Here is a 25396-nt window from a genome sequence, read left to right on the forward strand (position 1 = left end):
TATTCATCAACGAGTGCCCACACAGATTGATAGGTTTAAATTGTTAAAGAGCTTCTCTTCGTTGTGATTTGCATCACTTCGGAAGAGGCGGCCATTCTAGCTATTTAATTCTCAGTGTCAAACACTTATTCGGAATTAATTTCTACTTTTAAAAAGTAAAAGCGAATCATCGCTTAAAGCTAGTTGCCTTACTAACATTCTTCGCTGAAGCCTTATGGCGTCTGCCGTGTCAGTGAGGCGGCATTATAGAGATGCAGCTCTCATTGGCAAGCATTAAATACGTTTTTCATTAAAAAAAGAGGCTAAGCGAAGAGATTTCAACCAAGAGCCTATTTATACCAATCTCACCCCAACTTTTAAACAAATTACCCACAGAACCTTGTGGATAACTAGTCGTTACTTTCAAAAAAGTAAGATAATCGAGCTCGTGGATTTAAATACTCTCTCACTTGCTCGGGTAGTTTGCTTGGATGTACTGCATTAACGATTTTTATCTCTTTATTAAGCAAGTCAATAATCGGAGCTTGAGTTCTAGGGACGCTAGGATCATAAATCAGTACATTCGGGTAGAGCATATGTTTCGCATTAACGGAGATCACAACACCAATAGAGTCATTGGAAAGTTGTACCACCGTACCTGGCGGATACACACCCATAAACTTAACTAACAAACTCAAGTTGTCCTGACTATATAGGTGTTTGCAATTCTTGTATAAGTGGGACAATGCTAGATAAGGGATCTTAGGGTGAGGTTGCCCTCTGCCATGACAAAGGTTGTCGAAGGTATTCGCTACAGCGACTATCTTCGCAAATTCATCAATCTCTCCTTCCGTTAACCCTTCGGGGTAACCTGAACCATCATTCATTTCATGGTGCTGACCAATTACCTTCTTCGCGCTGTCAGGAAAATCATCAATTCCTGCGACTATATCCACACCGTATTTCGTATGAAGCTTTAAATAGTTTTCTTCCGGTACCGTTAACGCAGTCTGTTTTCTTAAGATAGCCGTAGGTATTTTTATTTTGCCGATATCGTGAAATAACGCAGCAAAGGAGAGTTCTTTTAATTGTTGAGTATCGAAACCTTTAGCCTTACCTATCATTAGTGCAACAACAGAAACATTCAATGTATGAAAGTAGAGGTCATCAAAGTCCACTTTAGTATTCATAAGATGCAGGGTAACGTTGTCATCGCTCACGAGTGTTTCGACAATATCGTCAACAAGAGCCTTCACCTCCCCTACCGCAGCTAAAGGACGATTACGAATCTTGGTCATAACAGAACGCATTCGAGCAAGCGAACGTTCGAACTCTTTCTCACAATGGCTTACTCTGCGACGGTAAGAACTTAGAGTTTCAATACGTTCATGCTTATCTTTCCACATTCTTTCCGTTTCAATACTTGCCTGTAAATCAGTATCCAAGGCTTGTTCATTCACGTGGTTAACTGGTAGAGGGGATGTATCGCTCTGATTCGGATTTATATAGACGTGCTTGATTCCAAGATGTCGAATTACTTGTACTTGAGCATCATCTTTGATTTTGAAACTGTTGAGTAGAAATGGGTGTTCATTCCATTTTACTGGGAGTCGTATGTGTAGACCGGGCTGAATGCGATCTACGGTAATCTTTATGCTGCCCATTTTTATATATAATATCGATCAATAATCTCTATTTATAATTCTAATAAAACCAAGCAGCAATTTCACTATCCAATTTCACTGGTTCAACTTAAAGAGTCACAATGTACCATCCAGCGTATACCAAATTTATCTTCCACTTTACCAAACCGCGCTCCCCAAAAAGTATCCGCTAAAGGTGTCATAATACGACCACCTTGCTTTAATTTTTCAAAGATTTGCTCTTGAGTCGTCGTATCCTCAGTAACAAGGGAGAGTGCAAGATTGTTTCCTTCTAATTCTTTCGCTTTGACGCCATCTGACATCATAAGCTTCATACCGAATGCTTCAAACTCTGCGTGCATAACCCAATCAGGCTGAGCACCCTCTATTACCTGTGGTGCGTCACTAAATAGTTGTTTTGATAAAACTACACCACCAAAGCACTTGTGATAAAAGTCCAATGCTTCATTACAACGACCATCAAAAAATAAGTAAGGGGTAACTTTCAGCATATCTCTCTCCTTTATGATCTATCTTAAACATAGACAATAGATGTGAGAATTAAAGGTAACATTCTGATTTAAGATAATTAATTCATTGGCACATTAGATTACGAACAGAAATGATGAAATTTAGGAATGAAACATCAAGATCTGACTGATTGAACAGGCATACCTGCCGCCACAGCGAAGGCAACGTTTTCTGCTCTCCAGATACAACAAAGCCCCGATTTGAGTCGAGGCTTTGTCATTAAATATGATCCGATAGGCGACTTGACTGGGCTTGCATCCAAGCCGGCACCCTGGGTTAGGAATTCACAAACGCCCAAAACGACGAAAGGTCGAGATAAAAACGACCTTTCTATGTTTGGTACCCGCAGGCGGACTGATTGGACAGGCACCCCTGCCGTCACAGCGAAGGCAACGTTTTTTGCTCTCCAGATACAACAAAGCCCCGACTTGAGTCGAGGCTTTGTCATTTAAATATGGTACCGGTAGGCGGACTTGAACCGCCACGCCCGAAGGCAACGGATTTTGAATCCGTCGTGTATACCAATTTCACCATACCGGCATTATCTTGGGGCATTGCCCTTTCGATGTCTGGCATTATACGTATGCGAACTGATGTGGCAAGTATAAAAACTTGAATTCATGTGTGTTTGCCGATAATTTCGCCACTAAGTCATAAGCTGTGCGTTATGTCTCTTTTCACGCTAAGCCTTAAACTATATTCTGACGCCTCAATTTTTGAAGAAGTAATAACACAATGACATCAACAAACACTCTGCCACCAGCAGGAGTAATGCGCCGATTTGGTGCTTTGTTCTATGACGCCCTTATTGTAATCGCTATTGAAATGTTGGCAGCTGGCGTTATTGTCGCTCTGCTGCACGCTCTAATGGCTCTTGGTATTTTTAACCATAGCGGATATGCAGATGTTAGTGACTTCTTAACAAACCATCCGATTTGGAGCCCAGCGTATACTTTTTACTTAGTGGTCGTTTGGGTTTACTTCTTTGTGTTCTTCTGGACAAGAGCAGGACAAACTCTGGGAATGAGAGCCTGGAAGCTACGCGTTCAAAACAAAGACGGTTCAGCTATTACAGTAACTCAGGCGATGATTCGTTTGGGTACTTCAGGTTTTGGATTGGCAAACCTATGTGTTCCATTCGATCCAAAAAAGCGTGGCTTTCACGATATCTGGGCAAAGACCGAAGTCGTTGTGTTACCACAAGCACGATAGCGTGATTTAAGTTAGCTCTAATCAAGATCAAAAAAGGAAGGCGTTATACCTTCCTTTTTTCTATTTACAGTTTCCGCCTCAAGAGCATGACTGCTATTCCGAGGAATACCACACTCGGAGCTAGCGCACCAAAAGCGGGGGGAATTTGATAAACCAAACTCACTGGACCAAAAAACTCACTGGATATGTAGAAAGTAAAACCTGCGATAACACCAGAAAGAATCCTAGCACCCATGGTCACACTACGTAGAGGGCCAAAGATAAACGATAATGCCATCAGCATCATGACCGCTATCGAGATAGGCTGAGTTATCTTTCGCCATAACGCCAGTTCATAGCGTGATGCATCTTGTTCTGAAGCTTTGAGATAAGAAACATAATCATACAATCCACTTAATGAAAGCTCTTCTGGTTTAACCGTTACTATCGCGAGCTTATCCGGTGCTAATGATGTCTTCCAAGAATAAGTTGGCAGGCTTTCTTTAGTAATTTGAAGTTCGTTTTCAAAAGACGTGATCTCTACATTTTTCATCGTCCACACGTTATCTCCAACGTAATCAACTTCGTCAGAGTAAATAGCGGTCTTTAGAGCTTTATTCTCATCAAAGCGCCACATGTTCATTCCATATAGCTTCTCATCATCAATTTTGACAATGAAGATAAAATCATTGGCATCGCGAGCCCATACACCACTTTGAGTCGAGATAATATTACCACCAGCAATTGATATGGTTCTTAAGTCACGAGCCATTTTCTGTGCTTGAGGTGCGCCCCACTGACCAAGCAATGTCACAACGATCATCAGTGGGATTGCGGTTTTGAGTACCGATAGGCCGATATCTAACTTAGAGAAACCCGCAGCCTGCATTACAACGAGTTCAGAACTTGCAGCAAGCATACCAAGCCCGATCAATGCGCCAAGCAAAGCGGCCATTGGAAAGAACATTTCAATATCACGTGGGATACTCAACAAAACGAAATACAGCGCTTGTAATAGATCGTATGTACCGCGACCAACCTTTCTAAGCTGCTCTACGTACTTGATGATCCCAGAGAGGCCAACAAACGTCACCAATACCAATGACGTCGTTGCGATGATGGTTCTGCCTATATATAAATCGAGAATTTTAAACACGGCTTAAGCCAACCTCTTATTCTTGAATTTTTCTTTCAAACGCCTTACTGGCACACTATCCATAAAGTTTGCACCAATCGCGACAAGTAACAACAACGCATTTATTGGCCACATGCCGACTACCGCGGGAATACTCCCTTCTTCAATCGAAGATTTGGTTGCACTGATTGCTAAGAAGTAAGTTAGATAAATCAGTATAGCTGGGCCGATTTTGGCGAAACGACCTTGTCTAGGGTTTACTGCAGACAGTGGCACAACAAGCATGGTCAACAATGGAATACAAAGCACCAATGAAATTCGCCACTGCAATTCTGCTTTCGCACTGTTTTCTGGATTACCAATCAGATCGAGCGTAGGAATGGCTTCCCAGTCACGGCCTTTCTTCTCAACTTCACGTTGGCCAATCAGGCCTTCGTACTCTTCAAAGTGTGTCACCATATAATCAAGACGAGTTGGAACACCTTCATGACGGGTACCATCGTACATCACAATCACTTGTCGACCATCGCTAAGCTCTTTTACGTCTCCGGATTTAGAGAACATTACACTAGGTAACACTGAATCACGTGGGCGCATTTGAGCTACAAACACATTTTCTAACTTATTACCGTCGATGTCATCGATGAAAACGACTGAAGAACCATCAGGAGTGCCTTCAAACTTACCTTTTGGCAGTAAATCCACACTGTTCTCTGCAGCCACTTCTTCATACATTTGCTCAACTTTATCTTGCGACCAAGGAGACAGCCAAAATGAGTTAAAAGCAGCAACAGATGCTGTGATTAAGGCCAAGTAAAGTGCAGATTGAATAAGGAATTTATTACCAATACCAGTCGCGTTCATTACGACTATTTCACTTTCAGCGTAAAGGCGACCAAAAGTAAGTAAAATACCAATATAGATACTGAGTGGAAGCATCAATAAGCCCATCGCGGGCATATTTAAGCCAACAATCGACAATATGAGGCTCGCTGGGATATCACCATCAGAGGCGTCCGCTAAAACACTGATGAATTTTTGGCTGAGAAACACGAGAAAGAGAACAAAAAAGATCGCAAATTGGCTCTTGATTGTCTCGCGGATCAAATATCTAACAATAATCACGCTCAAATTACCTATACAAAACTTGTTTTTTTGATTGAATCACTATAATTTCCCGTTGAACCTTTTATTTTTTTAAATTTTTAGCTAAGTGTTAGCGTTCTTCTTTAAGGTTAGTTCCATTATAGGATCCAACAAGTAAGAACCCATTATCTAACATTTAGTTCGATTTGTCTTCAGGATGTAGGAGTACGCATGGAGTTCAGTGTAAAAAGTGGCAGCCCAGAGAAACAACGCAGCGCATGTATCGTTGTCGGTGTATTCGAACCGCGCCGCCTTTCTCCAGTCGCCGAGCAATTAGATAAGATTAGCGATGGCTATATTAGTTCACTGCTTCGTCGCGGTGATCTAGAGGGTAAACCTGGCCAGATGCTACTACTGCATCAAGTACCTGGTGTACTTTCAGAACGTGTTCTACTGGTAGGCTGTGGTAAAGAGCGTGAGCTAGGCGAACGTCAATACAAAGAAATCATCCAAAAAACCATCAGCACACTAAACGAAACAGGTTCTATGGAAGCAGTATGTTTCCTTACAGAACTTCACGTTAAAGGTCGCGACACTTACTGGAAAGTTCGTCAAGCTGTAGAAGCAACTAAAGATGGCCTTTACACGTTTGACCAATTCAAGAGTAATAAGCCAGAGACTCGTCGCCCACTACGTAAATTGGTATTCAACGTACCTACACGTCGTGAATTGAGCCTTGGTGAGAAAGCTATTTCTCATGGCCTTGCTATTGCTTCAGGTGTGAAAGCATCGAAAGATCTAGGCAATATGCCACCGAACATCGCAAACCCTGCTTACCTTGCATCTCAAGCTCGTCGCCTAGCTGACGATTATGAAACTGTGAAGACTAAGATCATTGGCGAAGAAGAGATGGAAAAACTGGGTATGACTTCATACCTAGCAGTAGGCCGTGGCTCTAAGAACGAATCGATGATGTCTATCATGGAATACAAAGGCGCTGCGGATCCAGACGCAAAACCTATCGTCCTAGTCGGTAAAGGTCTTACTTTCGATTCAGGCGGTATCTCACTTAAGCCTGGCGAAGGCATGGATGAGATGAAGTACGATATGTGTGGTGCTGCCTCTGTATTCGGTACAATGAAAGCATTGGCGAAACTTAACCTGCCAATCAACGTTGTTGGTATTCTAGCGGGTTGTGAAAATATGCCTGGTAGCAACGCTTATCGCCCTGGTGACATCCTAACTACGATGTCTGGTCAAACCGTTGAAGTATTAAATACTGATGCAGAAGGTCGTTTGGTTTTATGTGATGCTCTAACTTACGTTGAGCGTTTTGAACCTGATTGTGTTGTCGACGTTGCGACACTAACTGGCGCATGTGTTATTGCTCTAGGTCACCACATCAGTGGTGTTCTATCAAACCACAACCCACTATCTCATGAACTTGTTAATGCTTCAGAGCAAGCAAGCGACCGAGCATGGCGTCTACCTATGGCTGACGAATACCATGAGCAGCTAAACAGCCCATTCGCTGATATGGCGAACATCGGCGGCCGTCCTGGCGGCACAATTACTGCTGGTTGCTTCCTGTCTAAATTCACTAAGAAGTACCACTGGGCACACATCGACAGTGCTGGTACGGCGTGGAAGTCAGGCGCAGCGAAAGGCTCGACAGGTCGTCCTGTCTCAATGCTTGTCCAATTCTTATTGAACCGCAGCGGCCAAGAGACTGAAGAGCAATCTTCAAAATAGTAAAAAGGGCCTACGGGCCCTTTTTTAATAACTGCTATTTGTTAGAGTCTGTAGACCAAGTAATATTGAGGTCCACAATTTTCAGTTCGAGTGTTAAGTATGCAAACTGCCACTTTTTACATAGTGCCTTCAGACAGTCCGCAAGCCCGCGAAGATGGTTTTACTCACTATGTGCTGTTTCTTGTTCAGCACTTTGCAAAACAAGGCGCTAAACTTTATCTCAACTGTAATGACAAAGAGCATGCCGAACGTATTGCGGAAGTTTTCTGGCAAGTTGAACCCAGTGAATTTATGGCACACAACTTGGTTGGCGAAGGACCAAAGTATTCAACCAACGTCGAAATCGGCTACCAAGGCGTAAAACATAATTGGAATCGTCAGCTAGTAATTAATCTGGCCGATAATCATACAACCTTTGCGAACGCCTTTGCTCAGGTGATAGACTTCGTGCCTTGCGAAGAAAAAGCTAAGCAACTCGCTCGAGAAAGGTATAAAATTTACCGTCAAGCTGGATATCAGCTACAAACTATCGAGATTCAACATCCATAGTCAAACGTCATAGTTAAAGCTCTCTTTGACTTTAAACTCAAGAAGCTTCACTTATGAAGTTTGACCACGATTAACCATTCACAGTATCCGTTTAAGAGCACTATGGAAAAGACATACAACCCAACATCAATCGAACAAGCTCTGTACAAGACTTGGGAAGAGAAAGGCTACTTTAAGCCACACGGTGACACATCAAAAGAAGCTTACAGCATCATGATCCCGCCACCGAACGTCACTGGCAGCCTACACATGGGTCACGCGTTCCAAGATACGATCATGGATACGCTTATCCGTGCTCAACGTATGAAAGGCAAAAACACGCTTTGGCAAGTGGGTACTGACCACGCTGGTATCGCAACTCAAATGGTTGTTGAGCGTAAGATCGCTGCTGAAGAAGGCAAAACAAAACACGACTACGGCCGTGAAGCTTTCATCGATAAAATCTGGGAATGGAAAGGCGAATCGGGTGGCACGATCACTCAACAACTTCGTCGTCTTGGTGCATCTGTAGATTGGGATCGTGAACGATTCACTATGGATGATGGCCTATCGGCTGCGACTCAAGAAGTGTTTGTTCGTCTATACGAAGAAGACCTAATCTACCGTGGTAAGCGTCTAGTAAACTGGGATCCTAAACTGCACACGGCAATCTCGGATCTTGAAGTTGAAAACAAAGACAAAAAAGGTTTCATGTGGCACTTCCGCTACCCGCTAGCGAACGGTGTTAAAACGGCTGATGGTAAAGATTACATCGTTGTAGCGACGACTCGTCCAGAAACCATGCTTGGCGATACTGGCGTTGCTGTTAACCCAGAAGATCCTCGTTACAAAGATCTTATCGGCAAAGAAATCCTACTTCCTGTTGTAAACCGTCTTATTCCTATCGTAGGCGATGAGCACGCAGATATGGAAAAAGGCACGGGTTGTGTGAAGATAACTCCAGCTCATGACTTTAACGATTACGAAGTGGGTAAGCGCAACAACCTACCAATGATCAACATCCTAACGTTCAACGCTGATATCCGTGATGCTGCTGAAGTCTTCACAACGAACGGCGAAGAAAGCGATGTTTACTCAACGGACATCCCTGCTAAATACCAAGGCATGGAGCGTTTTGCTGCACGTAAAGCTATCGTTGCTGAATTCGATGAGCTTGGTCTTCTTGAAGAGATCAAAGATCACGACCTGACTGTCCCTTACGGCGACCGTGGTGGCGTGGTTATCGAACCAATGCTGACTGACCAATGGTACGTGCGCACAGCACCTCTTGCAGAACCTGCGGTTAAAGCGGTTGAAGATGGCCAAATCCAATTCGTACCTAAACAGTACGAAAACATGTATTTCGCGTGGATGCGTGACGTGCAAGACTGGTGTATCTCTCGTCAACTTTGGTGGGGCCACCGTATCCCAGCATGGTACGACAACGATGGTAAGGTTTACGTAGGTCGCACTGAAGAAGAAGTTCGTGAAAAGAACAACCTAGCGCCTGTTGTTGTACTTAAGCAAGACGACGACGTACTAGATACTTGGTTCTCTTCTGCACTTTGGACATTCGGCACGCAAGGCTGGCCTGAAGATACTGAAGCACTAAAAACATTCCACCCATCTGAAGTACTAGTATCTGGTTTTGATATTATCTTCTTCTGGGTTGCTCGTATGATCATGATGACCATGCACTTCGTGAAAGACGAAGATGGCAAGGCTCAAGTACCTTTCAAAACCGTTTACATGACAGGTCTTATCCGTGATGAAAACGGCGACAAGATGTCTAAGTCGAAAGGTAACGTACTTGATCCAATCGACATGATTGACGGCATCGGCCTTGAAGAGCTAGTAGAGAAGCGTTGTGGCAACATGATGCAACCTAAACTGGCTGCTAAGATCGAAAAGGCTACACGTAAAACTTTCGAAGATGGTATCGAACCATACGGTACTGATGCATTACGTTTCACTCTTGCTGCTATGGCTTCAACTGGCCGTGACATCAACTGGGACATGAAGCGTCTTGAAGGTTACCGTAACTTCTGTAACAAGCTATGGAACGCAAGCCGTTACGTACTGATGAATACAGAAGAGCACGATTGTGGCATGTCACTGTCTGTTGAAGACCGTGCAAACATGGAATTCTCTCTAGCAGATAAGTGGATTGAATCTCAGTTTGAAGTTGCAGCGAAAGAATTTAATGCTCACCTAGACAACTACCGTCTAGACATGGCAGCAAACACGCTTTACGAATTCATCTGGAACCAATTCTGTGACTGGTACCTAGAGCTAACTAAACCGGTTCTTTGGAAGGGTACTGAAGCTCAACAACAAGCGACCCGTTACACTTTGATCACGGTTCTTGAGAAAACACTGCGTCTTGCTCACCCAGTTCTTCCTTACATCACTGAATCTATCTGGCAGAGCGTTAAGCCACTAGTAGACGGTGTTGAAGGAGAGACAATCATGACTCAAGCACTTCCTCAGTTTAATGAAGCTAACTTCAATGCTGAGATCGTTGACGATATCGAATGGGTTAAGACTTTCATCACTGCTATCCGTAACCTACGTGCGGAATACGATATTGCTCCTAGCAAAGGCCTAGAAGTGATGATCAAAGTCGCTGATGAGAAAGATGCTGCGCGTATCGAAGCAAACAAGATCGTTCTTACTTCTCTAGCGAAACTAGATGACATCAAAGTACTGGCTGATGGTGAAGTGACTCCAGCTTGTGCAACGAAGCTTGTTGGTAAATCTGAATTGATGATCCCAATGGCGGGTCTTATCGACAAAGATGCTGAACTTGCTCGTCTAGATAAAGAAGTGGCTAAGACTCAAGGCGAAATCAAACGTATCGAAGGTAAACTAGGTAACGAAGGTTTCGTTGCTAAAGCACCTGAAGTTGTTATCGCGAAAGAGCGTGAAAAGCTTGAAGGCTACCAAGAGACTCTTGTTAAGCTTGAAGAGCAAAAAGCGACCATCGCTGCGCTTTAACTGATTGAACGAGAAAGCTTCGAACTTCTCGATCTAAATAAAAAGGTTGGTCCTCGTGACCAGCCTTTTTTTATGCCTCTGATTCCAATATATCTTGCTCGCCACACTTATTGATAGGTTTCATCTATCGAATCAATCCTTACAACCCACTTTAATTAATGATAATAATTCTCAATAATAGTTCTATCAAAACAACAAAACGATTGAGTAATTATCATGAAAAAGACACTAACCTTTGCCGCATTACATTTTACTATCGCATTTAGTGTCGCTTACGTACTAACGGGCGACATCTTGATTGGTAGCTTAATTGCCATGATTGAACCCTCCGTAAATACAGTCGCTTTTTATTTTCATGAAAAGGCTTGGGCTCAAATTCCAGCACTTAAAGCTCGCCAATTTATGACTAAACTAAAAACAGCAAGCTTTGCCACTATCCATTTTAGTGTTGCCTTTGCCGTTGTCTATTTATTAACTGGTGATGCCTTTATTGGCGGTGTGATGGCCACGCTAGAGCCAGCTTTAAATACAATCGCTTACTATTTCCACGAAAAAGTTTGGTTACGAAAAACAGAAAGCCAAACAACACAATTACAGTTTTGTTTGCACCAACATGCTTAATCACAATATATTGGGCTTCTGATGAGTAACCCATTTTTATAGGCAGAACATGGAACAGATTGCTAACCTCACTATTCGCTCAATTGAATTAGAAGATAATCCAAGCATTGCTAACGTAATTCGCCAAGTTTCTTATGAGAACGGACTGACAGAAGACAAAGGCTATGGCGTAGCAGATCCAACATTAGAAGACATGTTCAGTGTTTATAACAATGAAAAATCGCAATATTGGGTGATTGAGCTTAATGGAAAGGTCGTCGGTGGCGGTGGATTTGCGCCGTTAGCAGGAATGCCCGAAGTATGCGAACTACAAAAGATGTACTTCTTACCAGTAACTAGAGGTAAAGGCTTAGCTAAGAAGTTGGTCAATATGTCGATGGACCGGGCTAAAGGTTTAGGTTATCAACATATGTACTTAGAAACGACAGAATGCCTTAATGCAGCGGTGAAACTTTATGAAAAGCTAGGCTTTGAACACCTGGATTCAGCATGGGGAGAAACTGGCCATGATGCTTGTGAAGTTGTCATGGCCAGATCGTTGTAAAAAGAGTAACTAAGAAATAACTCTTCTAACGCAGGAAGTTACTCACGCAAGAAGCTGGATTCAAGGCCACAAAAGAGCTTTCTTTTTGCCCATCGAGTTCAACTTCTAACGGATACAAATGCTTAGGATTGGGGTTCTCAAGATCAAAACAGATCGGAGCCTCAACCTGGAACACAACGCCAGTATGTTCGGCTCGCACATCTATCGGCATAACTAATGTCATACCATTAAATTTAATAGAAGCCGACACCAACCCTGCTTTTAGTGTCTGATAAATAACATCCACTTTAAACTCACAGCCGCCACCGTGATGCCAAATTTGCTCGGTGACAACTTGCTCTAGCTTGACGTTACGAACAAATTGCAAGTACGGTGCGTGCCAAACCCCGATACGCGAATCAGATTTAGCGACAATTGCTGAAGAGGCTGACTCATCCATGTCCTCTTCAAGCAACAAGCTCTCCTCTTCCTCTAAGAAAAGAATCTCAAAACGATTTCGACCAAGCTGCATATAAGGGCGAATGTCTTTACGGTATTCAGATTCGCTGCCATCACAGTCAAACACAGCAACGCCATTAAGCCGTACTTCTGCAAAGTAATCGACGCCTGCAACCACTAGCTCAACAAACGGGCATGCCAACATGGCATCATCCACTTCAATGTCGTGCATCAAGTGCCATTCTTGCTTTGCAATATCGTCTTCACTCAAGCTATCAGGGAGCTTTGAACTTAACGGAGCAGGAAAGGCAATGTCATCTTGTGGAATAGAAAGATCCGTCAGTGGCGAAATTTGCCAAAGACCATCGAGAGGTAGCCGCATGTCATTCCTTGAGCTAGATCAATTTTGAATGCATTATAAAGAATGAATGCATATAAAGACATTTATTTTTCTGAGGACAAAAAAATGCCAGCTCGAAGCTGGCATTCTTTAAAACTGGGAGAGATTACTCTTCGCCTTCATCATCTTCATCTGGGTAGATAGCATCTTCACCTTCGTAGTAAGTGCCCCACCCGTCATAGATAATGTCAAACTTCTCTGCAAGATTCACAAGCTTCTCAACTTGCTCATCAATCGCTTCTGCATTCAGAGTACACTGCATCGTCGCATCACAACAAAGTAGCTTATTGCCATCTTCGTCTTCTGTCTCTTCAGCTTCAAGAACTTCAAAGCCCATTTTGAAGGCTTCAACAACCGCTTTCTCAAGTACACCGAAATCTTCAGCAAATAGGTGATGCTCGATATCGTATAGAGCTTCAGGATCGCTACCATCTTCAATTAACGCTGTAATGATGTCGCGAGTCTCTTCCTTTTGAAATTCAATTAATTCCGCTACTGATAGATATTCATCTTCGTGAGACATGTGTCTGCTCCAGAGTGTTGACTATGAAAAGATCAAATTTGATTGCCACGAAATATGTCATGGATCGTCCAGAAAAGCCACCTAGATCAGGCTTATAAAGGTAAGTTTCTCGCCGGATAACAAAGGCAATACCAATAAAAAAGTGAAATCAAAATCACAGAAACAAATTTTCAACATATTATTAACCCATGCGTGTTTTAGCATTTCATTTTTATTGCGCTCTTTGCCGAAAGTGAATAAAAACTGCGTGCTTAGTCACACAAAATGCATACTCCTGACAACTTTAGAGTTGCATAAAATCTCGACCTGAAATCAAAAAATGAATAATAGTGAATAAAAAATCACTATTATTAGACAAAAGTCGAATCCAAACTCACAAGGTTTTGAGCATAGATCGTCAAAAAGGTTGTTGGGGAATTACATCTGTTATTTGGATTAAAATATAAACAAATAGAATATATATGGGATTTAACACTAAATATTCTAGAAACACCTCGTATTAACACAAGCTTTAAAACTTGCATATTACGATCAAGCTTGTCATAAATAGACGCTGGATTAATAGTAAGGATGCAAAATGAGTAAGCTGTACGTTGGCTCCGAAGTCGGTCAATTAAGACGAGTTCTCCTAAATCGACCTGAAAGGGCACTCACCCACCTCACCCCTTCTAACTGTCATGAGTTACTCTTTGATGATGTACTTGCAGTAGAAGCCGCAGGTGAAGAACACGATGCCTTTGCGACAACACTTCGTAACCAAGACGTTGAAGTGTTATTACTGCATGACCTACTGGTTGAGACACTTGCTGTTGCTCCAGCTCGTGAATGGTTGCTTAATACTCAAATATCTGATTTTCGTTATGGTCCAACATTTGCGCGTGATTTGAGAGAATATCTTGCTCAAATGGACAATGAGCATTTGGCTACCATCCTACTTGGTGGTTTAGCTTACTCTGAGCTTCCTATCAAATCATCTTCAATGCTACCGAAGATGCATCGCCCACTCGATTTCGTTATCGAACCGCTCCCTAACCATCTATTTACACGAGATACCTCATGTTGGGTTTATGGAGGCGTCTCTCTTAACCCGATGATGATGCCTGCTCGTCAACGAGAAACAAATCACTTACGAGCAATATACCGCTGGCATCCTGTCTTCGCTGGCCAAGATTTTATTAAGTATTTCGGTGATGAGGATCTTCACTACGATAACGCAAATATTGAAGGCGGCGATGTCCTAGTTATTGGTAAAGGCGCCGTGCTTATCGGTATTTCAGAGCGAACTAAACCACAGGGTGTCGAAAACCTAGCAGCGAGTTTATTCAAATCGGGTCAAGCAAAAGAAGTCATTGCAATTGATTTACCAAAGCACCGCTCTTGCATGCACCTTGATACGGTTATGACTCATATGGATATCGACACGTTCTCAGTCTACCCAGAAATTGTTCGCAAAGACTTAGACACCTGGCGCTTAACGCCAAAAGAAAATGGCGAGATGCGTGTAGAAAAGGCTGACAACTACCTTTCTGCTATTGAAGGTGCATTAGGACTCGATCAACTGAAGATTATAACCACAGGTGGTGACAACTACGAAGCTGAACGTGAACAGTGGAATGACGCAAACAACGTACTTACCGTGAAACCAGGTACGGTTATCGGTTATGAGCGTAATGTTTACACCAATGAGAAATACGACAAAGCAGGTATCGAAGTTCTGACGATTCCAGGCAATGAACTGGGTCGTGGTCGCGGTGGCGCTCGTTGTATGAGCTGTCCTATCGAAAGAGACGGTATCTAAGCTACAAAATTTAATAAAGCGAACACACTAACTTATCTAGGCCAGTACCATTGTACTGGCCTTTTTTATCAATTTAATAAAATAAATATTCACAAATACAGCATTTTTATGTTTAACTGAGTTCTTCATTGATTCTATATACACAAGGAGCGAGAGATGGCCTTTAATCTTCGCAATCGTAACTTTCTAAAACTTCTCGACTTTACTCCTAAAGAGATTCAGTTTTTACTCGACTTGTCTGCTGACCTTAAAAAAGCTAAGTATGCAGGTACAGAGCAAAAAAAGCTTAACGGTAAAAACATCGCTTTGATCTTTGAAAAAGCATCAACTCGAACTCGATGTGCCTTTGAGGTAGCTGCTTTTGATCAAGGAGCTCAAGTCTCTTATTTAGGCCCTTCTGGTTCTCAGATTGGTCAAAAAGAATCAATGAAAGATACGGCGCGTGTATTAGGTCGTATGTACGATGGTATTGAATATCGTGGTTTTGGCCAGAGTATTGTCGAAGATCTTGGCGCTTATGCGGGTGTGCCGGTTTGGAACGGTCTAACCGATGAGTTCCATCCAACTCAGATCTTGGCTGATTTCCTCACCATGATCGAACATGGTCGCGGTAAACGTCTGCATCAAATCAGTTTTGCTTACCTAGGAGATGCACGTAACAACATGGGTAATTCTCTGTTAGTAGGTGCAGCTAAAATGGGGATGGATATTCGCCTTATTGCACCTAAAGCGTTCTGGCCAGAAGAACAGCTCGTTGAAGAGTGCCACGCTATCGCGCAAAATACAGGTGCAAAAATCACGCTGACAGAGGACGTTGCCGAAGGCGTGAAAGATTGTGATTTCCTCTACACCGATGTTTGGGTTTCTATGGGTGAAGCGCCCGAAGCTTGGGACGAACGCGTGGCTGTAATGACACCTTACCAAGTGAATATGGATGTCATAAAGCTCACAGGTAACCCTCAAGTAAAGTTCATGCATTGCCTACCCGCTTTCCACAACAATGAAACCGTGATCGGCCAGCAAGTCGCAGACAAATATGGAATGAACGGCTTGGAAGTGACCGATGAAGTGTTTGAATCTGACTACTCTATTGTGTTTGATGAAGCAGAGAATCGCATGCACACCATCAAGGCCGTAATGGTGGCGACCTTAGGTCAATAACTAAGAATGAAAGTAAACAAAAGCTTGATGTAATCGCTTGCGCTCACAATTTGAAAGCGTATAATTCTCGGCAATTTGTCTGAGAGTAGTAAAAATGACGCCAAGCAATGTTGTGATAAAACATAATGATATTGTGAAAACACATAATAATATTGTGAAAACACCAAATATTGCTCGTAAGCTAAGATGCTTACCAGGTCGTCTATTCTGCTTTTCAGCACTTTTTTAAAGCCTCCCATTATGGGGGGCTTTTTTATGGCCAATACATTATTGTGGGGAAGAAGATCATGGCGAATTCGCTTTATCAAAAGCACATCATCTCAATTCCAGAGCTTTCTCGTGAAGAGCTAGAATTAATTGTTCAAACAGCTGGTCAACTCAAAGCTGAACCGAACCCAGAACTCATCAAGAACAAAGTTGTGGCAAGCTGCTTCTTCGAACCTTCAACGCGAACTCGTCTCTCTTTTGAAACTGCGATTCAACGCATCGGTGGTGATGTGATTGGTTTCGACAGTGGTGGTAACACTTCCTTGGCGAAGAAAGGCGAAACGCTAGCGGACTCTGTACAGGTTATTTCTTCTTATGTTGATGCTTACGTAATGCGTCACCCTCAAGAAGGTGCTGCGCGTCTGGCCTCTGAGTTTTCTAACGGTGTACCTGTTATTAACGCAGGTGACGGTGCAAACCAACACCCAACTCAAACACTGTTAGATCTATTCTCTATCGCTGAGACACAGGGCCGCTTAGATAATCTCAATGTTGCATTTGTCGGTGACCTTAAGTACGGACGTACGGTTCACTCGCTGACTCAAGCACTAGCTAAATTCGACAACATCTGTTTTTACTTCGTTGCTCCAGAAGCACTAGCGATGCCTGACTACATTTGTGAAGAGCTTGATGAAGCGGGTATCAAATACCAACTACTGACAGACATGGAAGATGTCATTCCTGAACTTGATGTTCTTTACATGACTCGAGTTCAAAAAGAACGTTTTGATGAATCGGAATACGCGCACATCAAATCGGCGTACATCCTGACCGCTCCGATGTTGGAAAATGCACGTGATAACCTAAAGGTTCTTCACCCTCTTCCTCGTGTTGATGAAATTACTGTCGATGTCGATAAAACACCTTACGCTTACTACTTCCAGCAAGCAGAGAACGGTGTTTACGCACGTGAAGCATTACTAGCCCTTGTTCTTAACGAAACGCTGTAGAGGAGAGATATCATGTCTAAAGAGACTCAATTAAAAGTTGAAGCAATCAAGAACGGAACGGTTATCGACCATATCCCAGCAAACATCGGGATCAAAGTGCTAAAACTGTTCGACATGCATAACTCTCATCAACGTGTGACGATTGGCCTAAATCTACCTTCATCTGCGCTCGGAGGCAAAGACCTACTCAAGATTGAGAATGTGTTTATCACTGAAGAACAAGCAAGCAAACTGGCACTATATGCACCTCACGCTACGGTTAACCAAATCGAAGATTACGAAGTAGTTAAGAAATTAGCATTAGAGCTTCCAGAGCAAATCAACGATGTGTTTGAGTGTCCAAACACCAACTGTATTACTCACAATGAACCAGTTGAAAGCAGCTTTAAGATCTTTGAAAAGAAAGAAGATATTCGATTGAAGTGTAAGTACTGCGAAAAAGTTTTCTCTCGCGAAATCGTGACAGAAAGATAACGCCATACGGCAATATTGACCGAACCTATAAACTATCAAATACCTCGCCTATGCGGGGTATTTTGCTCTTTACCTATCGAAAGTTTGTAGGCACACTGAAAATTGCTTTTTATCTAATAACTGATGGAATAAACCAATGACTAAAGTACTTCACACAGAATCAGCTCCAGCTGCAATCGGCCCATACGTACAAGGTGTTGACCTTGGCAACATGGTACTGACTTCTGGTCAAATCCCAGTAAACCCAGCAACTGGTGAAGTATCTGCAGATATCGCAGAACAAGCTCGCCAATCTCTAGATAACGTTCAAGCCGTAGTTGAAGCTTCAGGCCTGACTGTAAAAGACATCGTAAAACTAACGGTATTCGTTAAAGATCTAAACGACTTCGGTACAGTAAACGAAGTTTACGGTAAATTCTTTGATGAACACGGCGTTGCAAACTACCCAGCACGTTCATGTGTTGAAGTAGCGCGTCTACCAAAAGATGTAGGTATCGAGATCGAAGCGATTGCAGTTCGCAAATAGATTTTAATATCTAGAATAAACGGTTTCTAGTAAACAAGTTGGCATAAAGCTGAATGTTTATCAGAGACAAAAAAGGTTGCCCTATTGGCAACCTTTTTTATTATTCATCGTTTCGCTTAGCTTAAATTACTTCTTATTAAGCTCAACCACTTCTTTGTCTAAGTCTTCAAGCTTAGCGGCCATTTGCTCTCGGGCTAGGTTAGCAAGTTGACGAACGTTCGACTTGTCGTAACCTTCAGTGCTGATAGGCGGCAACATTTCAACTATCACGTGACCATTGTTCCAACGGTTTAGCTTCACGCCACCTGTTGAGCTACACACGATAGGGATAATAGGCAAGCCAGCGCCAATTGCGGCATGGAAAGCACCCGTTTTGAATGGCAACAGACCACGACCACGAGAACGAGTCCCTTCAGGGAACATCCATACTGAAACATCGCTCTCTTTTAAGCTCGTCACTACTTGGTCGATCGTACCTACCGCTTTGCTGCGATTGGCACGGTCAATTAGGATATTACCCGTCAGCCAGTAAAGCTGACCAAATAGAGGCATCCACACTAAGCTTTTCTTACCAACCGTCACTACCTTAGGTGTCACTGCTGATGAGATAGTGAATAGATCCCAGCTGTTTTGGTGGTTCGCCACATAAACATGTTGGCCACGAGAGTAAGCATCTTCCGGGATACGAAGTTCTAACTTCATGCCGAATATTTTAGACATACGACCGAAGTAACGACCAAAGGTAAATACGTGTTTCGGGTTACGTGGGCTTAGTAAACAGTAACCACACCCAAATACAAACATAAGAATCGCAAATATCGCCACTGCGAAAATACGTAATATTGCTATCATTTTGTTCCTCTCAACCGTCAAGTTTTTCACCTATTCGCACAAAATTGGCATCAGATTCACTTGCGGTAAATACAACTATAAAAAAGCCGAAACCAAGGTTCCGACTTTTATGCTTTCATGTCACTAATTCAAGAACCCACTAACCGAAGTTAGTTCGAATCACTAAATCGTGTAATGTTTGCGCCTAGGGCTGAAAGCTTATCTTCAATCTTATCGTAGCCACGATCGATGTGATAAATACGATCAACGATAGTTTCGCCTTGAGCGATACAGCCAGCAATAACAAGGCTCGCAGATGCGCGCAGGTCCGTTGCCATTACTTGAGCACCGCTCAATTTTTCCGTTTCACCACAGATAGCCGTGTTACCTTCAATCTCAGCTTTCGCACCCATTCGCTGTAATTCAGGAATGTGCATAAAGCGGTTTTCAAAGATAGTCTCCGTGATAACACCACTGCCCTTCGCCATCATGTTAAGCAAAGTAAATTGGGCTTGCATATCAGTAGGGAAACCAGGGTGAGGTGCTGTTACGATTTTTACCGCTTTCAGCTCACGACCTGTCATATCAAGACTTATCCAGTCTTCGCCCGTTTCAACCTTCGCACCCGCTTCTTCAAGCTTCGCTAATGCAGCTTCAAGAAGATGAGCGTTAGTATTGCGACAAGTCACGGTACCGCCAGACACAGCAGCAGCAACTAGGAAAGTACCGGTTTCAATACGGTCAGCAACCACAGAGTGGTGACCACCACCAAGACGTTCAACGCCTTCGATCGTAATCGTGTCTGTACCTGCGCCAGAAATCTTAGCACCTAGCTTGTTTAGGAAATCAGCTGTATCAACAATCTCAGGCTCGCGGGCCGAGTTATCAAGTACTGTCGTTCCTTCTGCTAGCGTTGCTGCACACATGATAGTAATGGTGGCACCCACACTTACTTTATCCATCACGATGTGCGCGCCTTTCAAGCGGCCATCAACACTTGCTTTCACATAACCATCTTCCAGTTTAATGGTCGCACCTAATTGTTCTAGGCCATGGATATGTAAATCAACAGGTCGAGCACCAATAGCACAACCACCAGGAAGTGACACTTGTCCTTCACCAAAGCGAGCGACTAGCGGACCTAAAGCCCAAATAGAAGCACGCATTGTTTTCACTAAATCATATGGCGCACAGAACTCGTTGATTTCGCTGCCATCAACATGAACGCTACCATTACGCGATACTTTTGCGCCTAAACGCTTAAGCAATTCCATCGTCGTATCGATGTCACGTAGGTGAGGAACATTACTGACTTCTACTGGCTCTTCAGCAAGAATTGAAGCAAATAAAATAGGTAGCGCTGCATTTTTTGCGCCGGAGATCGTCACTTCACCGCTTAGCGGTTTATCCGATCCAATAACTCGAAACTTTTCCATCATAAACCTTAAAGTGACATCAGTTTCTTATCACGTTCCCACTCTTCAGGCGTAAAAGCCTTAATAGAAAGAGCATGGATATCATTGCGTTGAATGTATTCCATTAGTGGGCCGTAGATTAGTTGCTGCTTCTTAACTCGATTCATGCCGTCAAAACATGCATCAACCGCAACAACTTCGTAATGACTGCCTTCTCCCTTCACGAAAATTTCCTGAAGGTTCAGTGCTTCTGCTAATAATTCTTGTACTTTTGTGCTGTCCACAAATAGCTCCTGCCTAATTTTTTATGTGTTCTGCCATCATTGGCTGGATATTGCTCAATTGGAACAACGTTCGTAATTGTTCTGGCACGAAACTGAGCATTATATGACAGTTTTGATTTTTTGCATGCTCTAATAAGTGAATTAGCATCACCATTCCTGCTGAATCGACTCTATTTATATGGCTGAGGTTAATTTCAACACTCGATTCCGTCGTTTGCCACTTTTCTAATATACGCCAGATTGCAGGGACGGTATCTCGGTCAATGTCTCCGAGAAGTTGGAACTCTTTAGAACTTAGCTTTTGCCATTGAGAGTCGCTCATTATTTATTACTCTCAAAACGAATCGGCTGTGCGGACAGTTTCTCCAATTCATCAGCAACTTGTAAAATGCCTTCTTGACGAATTTTAGTATTCCACTCTGATTGCTTGCTCGATAATAGGCTAATACCTTCAGCAACCATATCAAATGCCTTCCACTCACCCGACTTCTTATCTTTACGTAGCTTAAACTCAAGTTTAATGTTTGGTCGAGGTGTATCAATAATATCAACCTTGATACTGGTGATGCGGCTTTCCGGCTTCACTTTTGGCTCTGGACCAAATTCAATTGTCTGATCTGTGTATTGAGTCAACACTTGAGCATAAGAAGAAACGAGGTATTTACGGAATGCATCAATAAATACGCGTACATCTTTTCTGTCCGCACCTTTTAAGTTAGGCCCTAACAACTTAAGTGCCGCATATTGAGCATTCACATAAGGCATCAATTCTTCTTCCACGATGACCTTTAGTAACTCAGGATCATTGTGAATGTTTTCTTGCTCGTTTTTTAAACGTTCAAAAGCGACTTCAGCTACTTGAGTCATCATCTGATAAGGCTGAGTGCGGTCAATCGATTCAGCAGCAAAGGCTTGAGTCGATATCAATAAAGCGACCGCAGTCATAACCAATCTTTTCAAAATGGCATTAGTCTTCAACATATTTTTGAACTGTGACATGAGACTACTCCTTAGCTTCGTTGTTATCAGAACCACCAACGCTATACAGCACTTGGCCAATCAAATCTTCTAGCACTAGTGCTGATTTAGTGTCTTCAATCGAATCACCATCAACCAGCATCTCTTCGTCATCAAAAATGAACCCTGGTACTAGGCTGATATATTGCTCACCGATCAAGCCTGACGTTAAGATTTGAGCACTAGAGGTATCAGGAAATTGTGAGTACTTCGCATCAATAGACAATTCGACTACAGGAAGGTAACTCTCGGTATCAAGCTCAATGCTTTTAACTCGACCAACAACAACGCCACCGACCTTCACTGGAGAACGAACCTTTAGACTACCAATATTGTCGAAAGTCGCTTTTAAGTTGTAAGTATGGTTTGAACCTAAGCCTTTTACGTCAGCGACTTGAAAGATCATGATTAAGATTGCGCAAATTCCGGCTATAACAAAGGTGCCGACCCATAATTCTAGTTTTCGAGTTTGTTGCATGATTAATTCCCAAACATCAATGCGGTAAGAATAAAATCTAGCCCTAGTACCGCTAGAGAAGAGTGCACGACTGTGCGCGTGGTTGCCTGACTAATACCTTCAGAAGTCGGTACTGCGTCATAACCGTTGAAAAGTGCGATCCAAGTTACGGTGATAGCGAAAACCATACATTTGATCATGCTATTACCAATATCTCGACCAAGCTCAACTGAAGACTGCATCGCAGACCAGAAACTGCCGTGATCAATGCCTTTCCAATCAACACCAACTAGCTGACCGCCCCAAATCCCGACCGCCATAAAGATCATAGCTAACAACGGCATTGAGATAAGCCCAGCCCAAAGTCGTGGTGCAATAATACGTTTAAGAGGATCAACAGCCATCATCTCAAGGCTGGAAATCTGCTCTGTTGCTTTCATTAAACCAATTTCAGCGGTTAATGCTGAACCTGCGCGGCCTGCAAACAATAACGCAGTCACAACTGGGCCCAACTCACGTAACAGTGAAAGTGCGACCATTTGACCAAGGTTACCTTCAGCGCCGTAGTCGATAAGTACGACATAGCCTTGAAGACTCAGCACCATACCGATGAATAAACCCGAAACTAAAATAATAGCCAATGACTGAACGCCAACGCTATAAAGTTGTTTTACTAATAAGGGGAAGTTTTTTAGTCGCGGGATGCCAAACAAAGCCCCAAATAACATTAGGCTTGCTCGACCAAATGACTCACAGATCGCAAGTGTGCGTCTACCGACACCTACAATAGTTTTAACAATCATATTAAAACAGATCCTCTTCTAAGCTCTTTGCAGGGAACCTAAATGGCACGGGACCATCCGCTTCACCTTGCAAAAATTGCTGCACTCGAGGATCGCTATTGTTGTACAACTCCTCAGGCGAGCCCGATGCAATAATCTTCCCATCAGCCATCAAATAAACCCAATCAGCGATACTCATCACCTCTGGGACGTCATGCGACACCACAATCGAGGTTAAGTCTAAAGCTTGGTTGAGGTTTCGGATGAGTTCAACCAAAACTCCCATGGTAATTGGATCCTGGCCAACAAAAGGTTCATCGTACATGATAAGTTCCGGATCCAACGCTATTGCTCGAGCTAACGCCGCACGCCTCGCCATACCACCAGACAGTTCACTTGGCATTAATTCTGCTGCGCCTCGCAAACCCACCGCTTCAAGTTTTAGTAATACGATGGTACGAATGAATTTTTCATTAAGTTCAGTGTGCTCTCGCAGTGGAAACGCCACATTATCAAAGACATTGAGATCCGTAAAAAGTGCACCCGATTGAAAAAGCATGCTCATTTTCTTACGTGCTTGATAGAGCTTTCGACGAGATAATGCAGGGATATTGTCCCCATCAAACCAAATTTCACCGCTATCTGGCGGTAATTGTCCACCGATCAAACGCAACAAGGTCGTTTTACCGATCCCTGAAGGGCCCATAATTGCGGTTATTTTTCCTTGAGGTACTTCTAAACTGATGTCATCAAAGATAACTCGTTCACCTCGAGAGAAACTTAGGTTTTTAACTTTTACAAGCTCAGTATTCAACATGATCTTGTTGTTTCCTTGCTCTAAAAAACGCCAATTGTGGCTGCAATAATAATGAGTCTACTTTAGAATTAAAAGCACTGTTCAATTAATTGTACAAAACAGAAAACAGTGACAGGGATTTGAAAGCATTAAGAAATTCATCATTCAGCGACATTTCTTTACTGCTAACGGGCAATTAATTTGTCGAGTGACTTCCCTTTTATCTAGCAACAAGTCAAAATTAGCGGTTAATTCTCCGTTTTTTATTAATTTTTAGGAATCATCATGCTTGAAGCGATTGCGTTTCTTATTATCGGCCTAGGTTTTTTGGTGTGGAGCGCAGATAAACTGGTCTTCGGCGCCGCCGCTCTTGCTCGCAACTTCGGTATATCACCATTAGTTATCGGTATGACGATTCTAGCAATGGGCTCTTCAGCCCCTGAAATGATGGTTTCAGCAACAGCAGCTCTTGACGGCAAAACAGATACGGCTGTTGGTAACGTTCTCGGTTCTAACATCGCCAACATCGCTCTGATTTTGGGTATTACAGCACTTATCAAACCGCTATCAATTAGTTCAGGCGTAATTCGCCGTGAACTACCATTAATGATTGGTGTCACTCTACTAGCAGGCGCACTGCTTTGGGATAACCATTTAGGTTTCTACGAAGGCGTGTTGTTGTTTGTTCTTTTCGCCGCTTTCTTATTTGCGATGTTACAAATCAGCCGTAGCGAGAAAAAGAACGGCGATGCTTTCCTTGATGAACAAGAGTCAGAGATCCCTGAGGGCGTAAGTAACCTTAAAGCCGCCATGTGGGTAGTAGTTGGTCTAATTATTCTACCTTTAGCGGCCAATATGTTGGTTGATAACGCGGTTGTTATCGCGAAGTTCTTTGGCATGAGCGATCTTGTGATTGGTTTAACCATTATTGCCGTTGGTACCAGTCTTCCCGAACTTGCCGCATCACTTGCCGGTGTAATGAAAGGGGAAGATGACATGGCCGTAGGTAATATCATTGGCTCGAACGTATTCAACATTCTTGCCGTGATGGGGATACCGGGCATCCTCAACCCTTCAATCTTAAGTGAATTTGCTATGGGTAGAGATTTCTGGGTAATGTTAGGCGTATCACTTTTACTCGTGGTAATGGCACTAGGTAAATCTCGCAGTGTGAATCGTATTGAAGGCGGCGTGTTAATCATAACGTTCGTGGCCTACCAAGCTTACTTACTTATGAACATGTCGGCTTAATTGTTGATTTAAATTCCCG

26 protein-coding genes and 1 tRNA gene are annotated in these 25396 nt (G+C 42.9%); 12 read left to right on the forward strand and 15 right to left on the reverse strand.

The window, feature by feature from the left end; all coding sequences use genetic code 11:
* Positions 1-389 precede the first annotated feature (389 nt).
* From L8S15_RS20475 to L8S15_RS20485, 3 genes are all read right to left on the reverse strand, one after another.
* Positions 390-1643: an HD-GYP domain-containing protein gene (locus L8S15_RS20475; protein ID WP_016783725.1), complete on the reverse strand. Its 1254-nt coding sequence runs from the start codon at positions 1641-1643 to the stop codon at positions 390-392.
* An 83-nt stretch (positions 1644-1726) separates the two neighbouring features.
* Positions 1727-2134, reverse strand: a complete 408-nt coding sequence (locus tag L8S15_RS20480) for a VOC family protein (protein ID WP_010441580.1) — start codon at positions 2132-2134, stop codon at positions 1727-1729.
* Positions 2135-2608: 474 nt separating this feature from the next.
* Positions 2609-2693 (reverse strand) — tRNA-Leu (locus L8S15_RS20485).
* Between the two features lie 195 nt (positions 2694-2888).
* Between L8S15_RS20485 and L8S15_RS20490 the strand changes: the two genes are divergently transcribed.
* Positions 2889-3365 (forward strand): RDD family protein, encoded by a 477-nt coding sequence (locus L8S15_RS20490; protein WP_010435000.1) that lies wholly within the window; start codon positions 2889-2891, stop codon positions 3363-3365.
* 64 nt (positions 3366-3429) lie between these two features.
* Here the strand turns inward: L8S15_RS20490 and lptG are convergent, their stop codons facing one another.
* The gene (gene lptG / locus L8S15_RS20495) at positions 3430-4500 is read right to left on the reverse strand and encodes an LPS export ABC transporter permease LptG (protein ID WP_010435002.1); all 1071 of its coding nucleotides are present in this window, start codon (positions 4498-4500) and stop codon (positions 3430-3432) included.
* Between the two features lie 3 nt (positions 4501-4503).
* Positions 4504-5604 (reverse strand): LPS export ABC transporter permease LptF, encoded by a 1101-nt coding sequence (lptF, locus tag L8S15_RS20500; RefSeq protein ID WP_010435003.1) that lies wholly within the window; start codon positions 5602-5604, stop codon positions 4504-4506.
* A 192-nt stretch (positions 5605-5796) separates the two neighbouring features.
* Here lptF and pepA point away from each other — a divergent pair, with 192 nt between their 5' ends.
* The 5 genes from pepA to L8S15_RS20525 all read left to right on the forward strand — a co-directional run bounded on the left by pepA (position 5797) and on the right by L8S15_RS20525 (position 12007).
* Positions 5797-7317, forward strand: a complete 1521-nt coding sequence (pepA, locus tag L8S15_RS20505) for a leucyl aminopeptidase (RefSeq protein WP_010435005.1) — start codon at positions 5797-5799, stop codon at positions 7315-7317.
* A gap of 99 nt (positions 7318-7416) precedes the next feature.
* A complete protein-coding gene (locus tag L8S15_RS20510; protein WP_010435007.1) occupies positions 7417-7866 on the forward strand; it encodes a DNA polymerase III subunit chi in 450 nt (149 codons plus the stop codon).
* A 102-nt stretch (positions 7867-7968) separates the two neighbouring features.
* Positions 7969-10842, forward strand: a complete 2874-nt coding sequence (locus tag L8S15_RS20515; RefSeq protein WP_010435009.1) for a valine--tRNA ligase — start codon at positions 7969-7971, stop codon at positions 10840-10842.
* A gap of 216 nt (positions 10843-11058) precedes the next feature.
* Positions 11059-11463: a DUF2061 domain-containing protein gene (locus L8S15_RS20520; protein WP_010435010.1), complete on the forward strand. Its 405-nt coding sequence runs from the start codon at positions 11059-11061 to the stop codon at positions 11461-11463.
* 49 nt (positions 11464-11512) lie between these two features.
* Positions 11513-12007, forward strand: coding sequence for a GNAT family N-acetyltransferase (locus tag L8S15_RS20525; RefSeq protein ID WP_016798286.1), 495 nt, complete (start codon positions 11513-11515; stop codon positions 12005-12007).
* A gap of 25 nt (positions 12008-12032) precedes the next feature.
* On the opposite strand, the gene L8S15_RS20530 is transcribed toward L8S15_RS20525, so the two are convergent.
* The gene (locus L8S15_RS20530; RefSeq protein ID WP_010435015.1) at positions 12033-12827 is read right to left on the reverse strand and encodes a beta-galactosidase; all 795 of its coding nucleotides are present in this window, start codon (positions 12825-12827) and stop codon (positions 12033-12035) included.
* 124 nt (positions 12828-12951) lie between these two features.
* Positions 12952-13368, reverse strand: coding sequence for a ribonuclease E inhibitor RraB (rraB, locus tag L8S15_RS20535; RefSeq protein WP_010435017.1), 417 nt, complete (start codon positions 13366-13368; stop codon positions 12952-12954).
* Positions 13369-13945: 577 nt separating this feature from the next.
* Between rraB and arcA the strand changes: the two genes are divergently transcribed.
* The 5 genes from arcA to L8S15_RS20560 all read left to right on the forward strand — a co-directional run bounded on the left by arcA (position 13946) and on the right by L8S15_RS20560 (position 18544).
* Positions 13946-15166: an arginine deiminase gene (arcA, locus tag L8S15_RS20540; RefSeq protein WP_010435019.1), complete on the forward strand. Its 1221-nt coding sequence runs from the start codon at positions 13946-13948 to the stop codon at positions 15164-15166.
* A 156-nt stretch (positions 15167-15322) separates the two neighbouring features.
* Entirely contained in the window at positions 15323-16327 is a 1005-nt protein-coding gene (locus tag L8S15_RS20545; RefSeq protein ID WP_016768633.1) for an ornithine carbamoyltransferase, read from the forward strand.
* 287 nt (positions 16328-16614) lie between these two features.
* On the forward strand, positions 16615-17544 hold the full coding sequence (pyrB, locus tag L8S15_RS20550; protein ID WP_004735321.1) for an aspartate carbamoyltransferase: 930 nt from the start codon (positions 16615-16617) through the stop codon (positions 17542-17544).
* A 12-nt stretch (positions 17545-17556) separates the two neighbouring features.
* Entirely contained in the window at positions 17557-18018 is a 462-nt protein-coding gene (gene pyrI, locus L8S15_RS20555; RefSeq protein ID WP_010435025.1) for an aspartate carbamoyltransferase regulatory subunit, read from the forward strand.
* Between the two features lie 136 nt (positions 18019-18154).
* Positions 18155-18544 carry a RidA family protein gene (locus tag L8S15_RS20560; protein WP_004735319.1) on the forward strand — a complete coding sequence of 130 codons (390 nt, stop codon included), beginning with the start codon at positions 18155-18157 and terminating at the stop codon, positions 18542-18544.
* A gap of 126 nt (positions 18545-18670) precedes the next feature.
* Here L8S15_RS20560 and L8S15_RS20565 read toward each other — a convergent pair whose 3' ends face one another.
* The 8 genes from L8S15_RS20565 to mlaF form a co-directional block, all read right to left on the reverse strand.
* A complete protein-coding gene (locus tag L8S15_RS20565) occupies positions 18671-19396 on the reverse strand; it encodes a 1-acylglycerol-3-phosphate O-acyltransferase (protein ID WP_280574930.1) in 726 nt (241 codons plus the stop codon).
* A 149-nt stretch (positions 19397-19545) separates the two neighbouring features.
* Positions 19546-20811, reverse strand: a complete 1266-nt coding sequence (gene murA / locus L8S15_RS20570) for a UDP-N-acetylglucosamine 1-carboxyvinyltransferase (RefSeq protein ID WP_016768634.1) — start codon at positions 20809-20811, stop codon at positions 19546-19548.
* Between the two features lie 8 nt (positions 20812-20819).
* A complete protein-coding gene (gene ibaG / locus L8S15_RS20575) occupies positions 20820-21074 on the reverse strand; it encodes a BolA family iron metabolism protein IbaG (protein WP_010435028.1) in 255 nt (84 codons plus the stop codon).
* A 13-nt stretch (positions 21075-21087) separates the two neighbouring features.
* Positions 21088-21396: a lipid asymmetry maintenance protein MlaB gene (locus L8S15_RS20580; RefSeq protein ID WP_010435029.1), complete on the reverse strand. Its 309-nt coding sequence runs from the start codon at positions 21394-21396 to the stop codon at positions 21088-21090.
* Positions 21396-22037 (reverse strand): phospholipid-binding protein MlaC, encoded by a 642-nt coding sequence (locus L8S15_RS20585; protein WP_123056820.1) that lies wholly within the window; start codon positions 22035-22037, stop codon positions 21396-21398. The genes L8S15_RS20580 and L8S15_RS20585 overlap by 1 nt, the downstream gene beginning before the upstream one ends.
* A 40-nt stretch (positions 22038-22077) precedes the next feature.
* The gene (mlaD, locus tag L8S15_RS20590; RefSeq protein ID WP_010435031.1) at positions 22078-22569 is read right to left on the reverse strand and encodes an outer membrane lipid asymmetry maintenance protein MlaD; all 492 of its coding nucleotides are present in this window, start codon (positions 22567-22569) and stop codon (positions 22078-22080) included.
* 2 nt (positions 22570-22571) lie between these two features.
* Positions 22572-23351, reverse strand: a complete 780-nt coding sequence (mlaE, locus tag L8S15_RS20595; protein WP_010435033.1) for a lipid asymmetry maintenance ABC transporter permease subunit MlaE — start codon at positions 23349-23351, stop codon at positions 22572-22574.
* Position 23352: 1 nt separating this feature from the next.
* Positions 23353-24147: a phospholipid ABC transporter ATP-binding protein MlaF gene (gene mlaF / locus L8S15_RS20600; protein WP_016787842.1), complete on the reverse strand. Its 795-nt coding sequence runs from the start codon at positions 24145-24147 to the stop codon at positions 23353-23355.
* A 264-nt stretch (positions 24148-24411) separates the two neighbouring features.
* On the opposite strand from mlaF, the gene L8S15_RS20605 reads away from it, so the two are divergent.
* Positions 24412-25377: a calcium/sodium antiporter gene (locus L8S15_RS20605; protein WP_010435036.1), complete on the forward strand. Its 966-nt coding sequence runs from the start codon at positions 24412-24414 to the stop codon at positions 25375-25377.
* Positions 25378-25396 lie beyond the last annotated feature (19 nt).

It is taken from the genome of Vibrio sp. S/42/10, assembly GCF_029890535.1.
GTDB classification, from domain to species: domain Bacteria; phylum Pseudomonadota; class Gammaproteobacteria; order Enterobacterales; family Vibrionaceae; genus Vibrio; species Vibrio cyclitrophicus.

What these genes read in the sequence shown, in the direction of transcription:
- L8S15_RS20475 (WP_016783725.1), bottom strand. Translation starts at nt 1,643, where the DNA reads ATGGGCAGCATAAAGATTACCGTAGATCGCATTCAGCCCGGTCTACAC.
- L8S15_RS20480 (WP_010441580.1), bottom strand. Translation starts at nt 2,134, where the DNA reads ATGCTGAAAGTTACCCCTTACTTATTTTTTGATGGTCGTTGTAATGAA.
- L8S15_RS20490 (WP_010435000.1), top strand. Translation starts at nt 2,889, where the DNA reads ATGACATCAACAAACACTCTGCCACCAGCAGGAGTAATGCGCCGATTT.
- pepA (WP_010435005.1), top strand. Translation starts at nt 5,797, where the DNA reads ATGGAGTTCAGTGTAAAAAGTGGCAGCCCAGAGAAACAACGCAGCGCA.
- L8S15_RS20510 (WP_010435007.1), top strand. Translation starts at nt 7,417, where the DNA reads ATGCAAACTGCCACTTTTTACATAGTGCCTTCAGACAGTCCGCAAGCC.
- L8S15_RS20515 (WP_010435009.1), top strand. Translation starts at nt 7,969, where the DNA reads ATGGAAAAGACATACAACCCAACATCAATCGAACAAGCTCTGTACAAG.
- L8S15_RS20520 (WP_010435010.1), top strand. Translation starts at nt 11,059, where the DNA reads ATGAAAAAGACACTAACCTTTGCCGCATTACATTTTACTATCGCATTT.
- L8S15_RS20525 (WP_016798286.1), top strand. Translation starts at nt 11,513, where the DNA reads ATGGAACAGATTGCTAACCTCACTATTCGCTCAATTGAATTAGAAGAT.
- L8S15_RS20530 (WP_010435015.1), bottom strand. Translation starts at nt 12,827, where the DNA reads ATGCGGCTACCTCTCGATGGTCTTTGGCAAATTTCGCCACTGACGGAT.
- rraB (WP_010435017.1), bottom strand. Translation starts at nt 13,368, where the DNA reads ATGTCTCACGAAGATGAATATCTATCAGTAGCGGAATTAATTGAATTT.
- arcA (WP_010435019.1), top strand. Translation starts at nt 13,946, where the DNA reads ATGAGTAAGCTGTACGTTGGCTCCGAAGTCGGTCAATTAAGACGAGTT.
- L8S15_RS20545 (WP_016768633.1), top strand. Translation starts at nt 15,323, where the DNA reads ATGGCCTTTAATCTTCGCAATCGTAACTTTCTAAAACTTCTCGACTTT.
- pyrB (WP_004735321.1), top strand. Translation starts at nt 16,615, where the DNA reads ATGGCGAATTCGCTTTATCAAAAGCACATCATCTCAATTCCAGAGCTT.
- pyrI (WP_010435025.1), top strand. Translation starts at nt 17,557, where the DNA reads ATGTCTAAAGAGACTCAATTAAAAGTTGAAGCAATCAAGAACGGAACG.
- L8S15_RS20560 (WP_004735319.1), top strand. Translation starts at nt 18,155, where the DNA reads ATGACTAAAGTACTTCACACAGAATCAGCTCCAGCTGCAATCGGCCCA.
- L8S15_RS20565 (WP_280574930.1), bottom strand. Translation starts at nt 19,396, where the DNA reads ATGATAGCAATATTACGTATTTTCGCAGTGGCGATATTTGCGATTCTT.
- murA (WP_016768634.1), bottom strand. Translation starts at nt 20,811, where the DNA reads ATGGAAAAGTTTCGAGTTATTGGATCGGATAAACCGCTAAGCGGTGAA.
- L8S15_RS20580 (WP_010435029.1), bottom strand. Translation starts at nt 21,396, where the DNA reads ATGAGCGACTCTCAATGGCAAAAGCTAAGTTCTAAAGAGTTCCAACTT.
- mlaD (WP_010435031.1), bottom strand. Translation starts at nt 22,569, where the DNA reads ATGCAACAAACTCGAAAACTAGAATTATGGGTCGGCACCTTTGTTATA.
- mlaE (WP_010435033.1), bottom strand. Translation starts at nt 23,351, where the DNA reads ATGATTGTTAAAACTATTGTAGGTGTCGGTAGACGCACACTTGCGATC.
- mlaF (WP_016787842.1), bottom strand. Translation starts at nt 24,147, where the DNA reads ATGTTGAATACTGAGCTTGTAAAAGTTAAAAACCTAAGTTTCTCTCGA.
- L8S15_RS20605 (WP_010435036.1), top strand. Translation starts at nt 24,412, where the DNA reads ATGCTTGAAGCGATTGCGTTTCTTATTATCGGCCTAGGTTTTTTGGTG.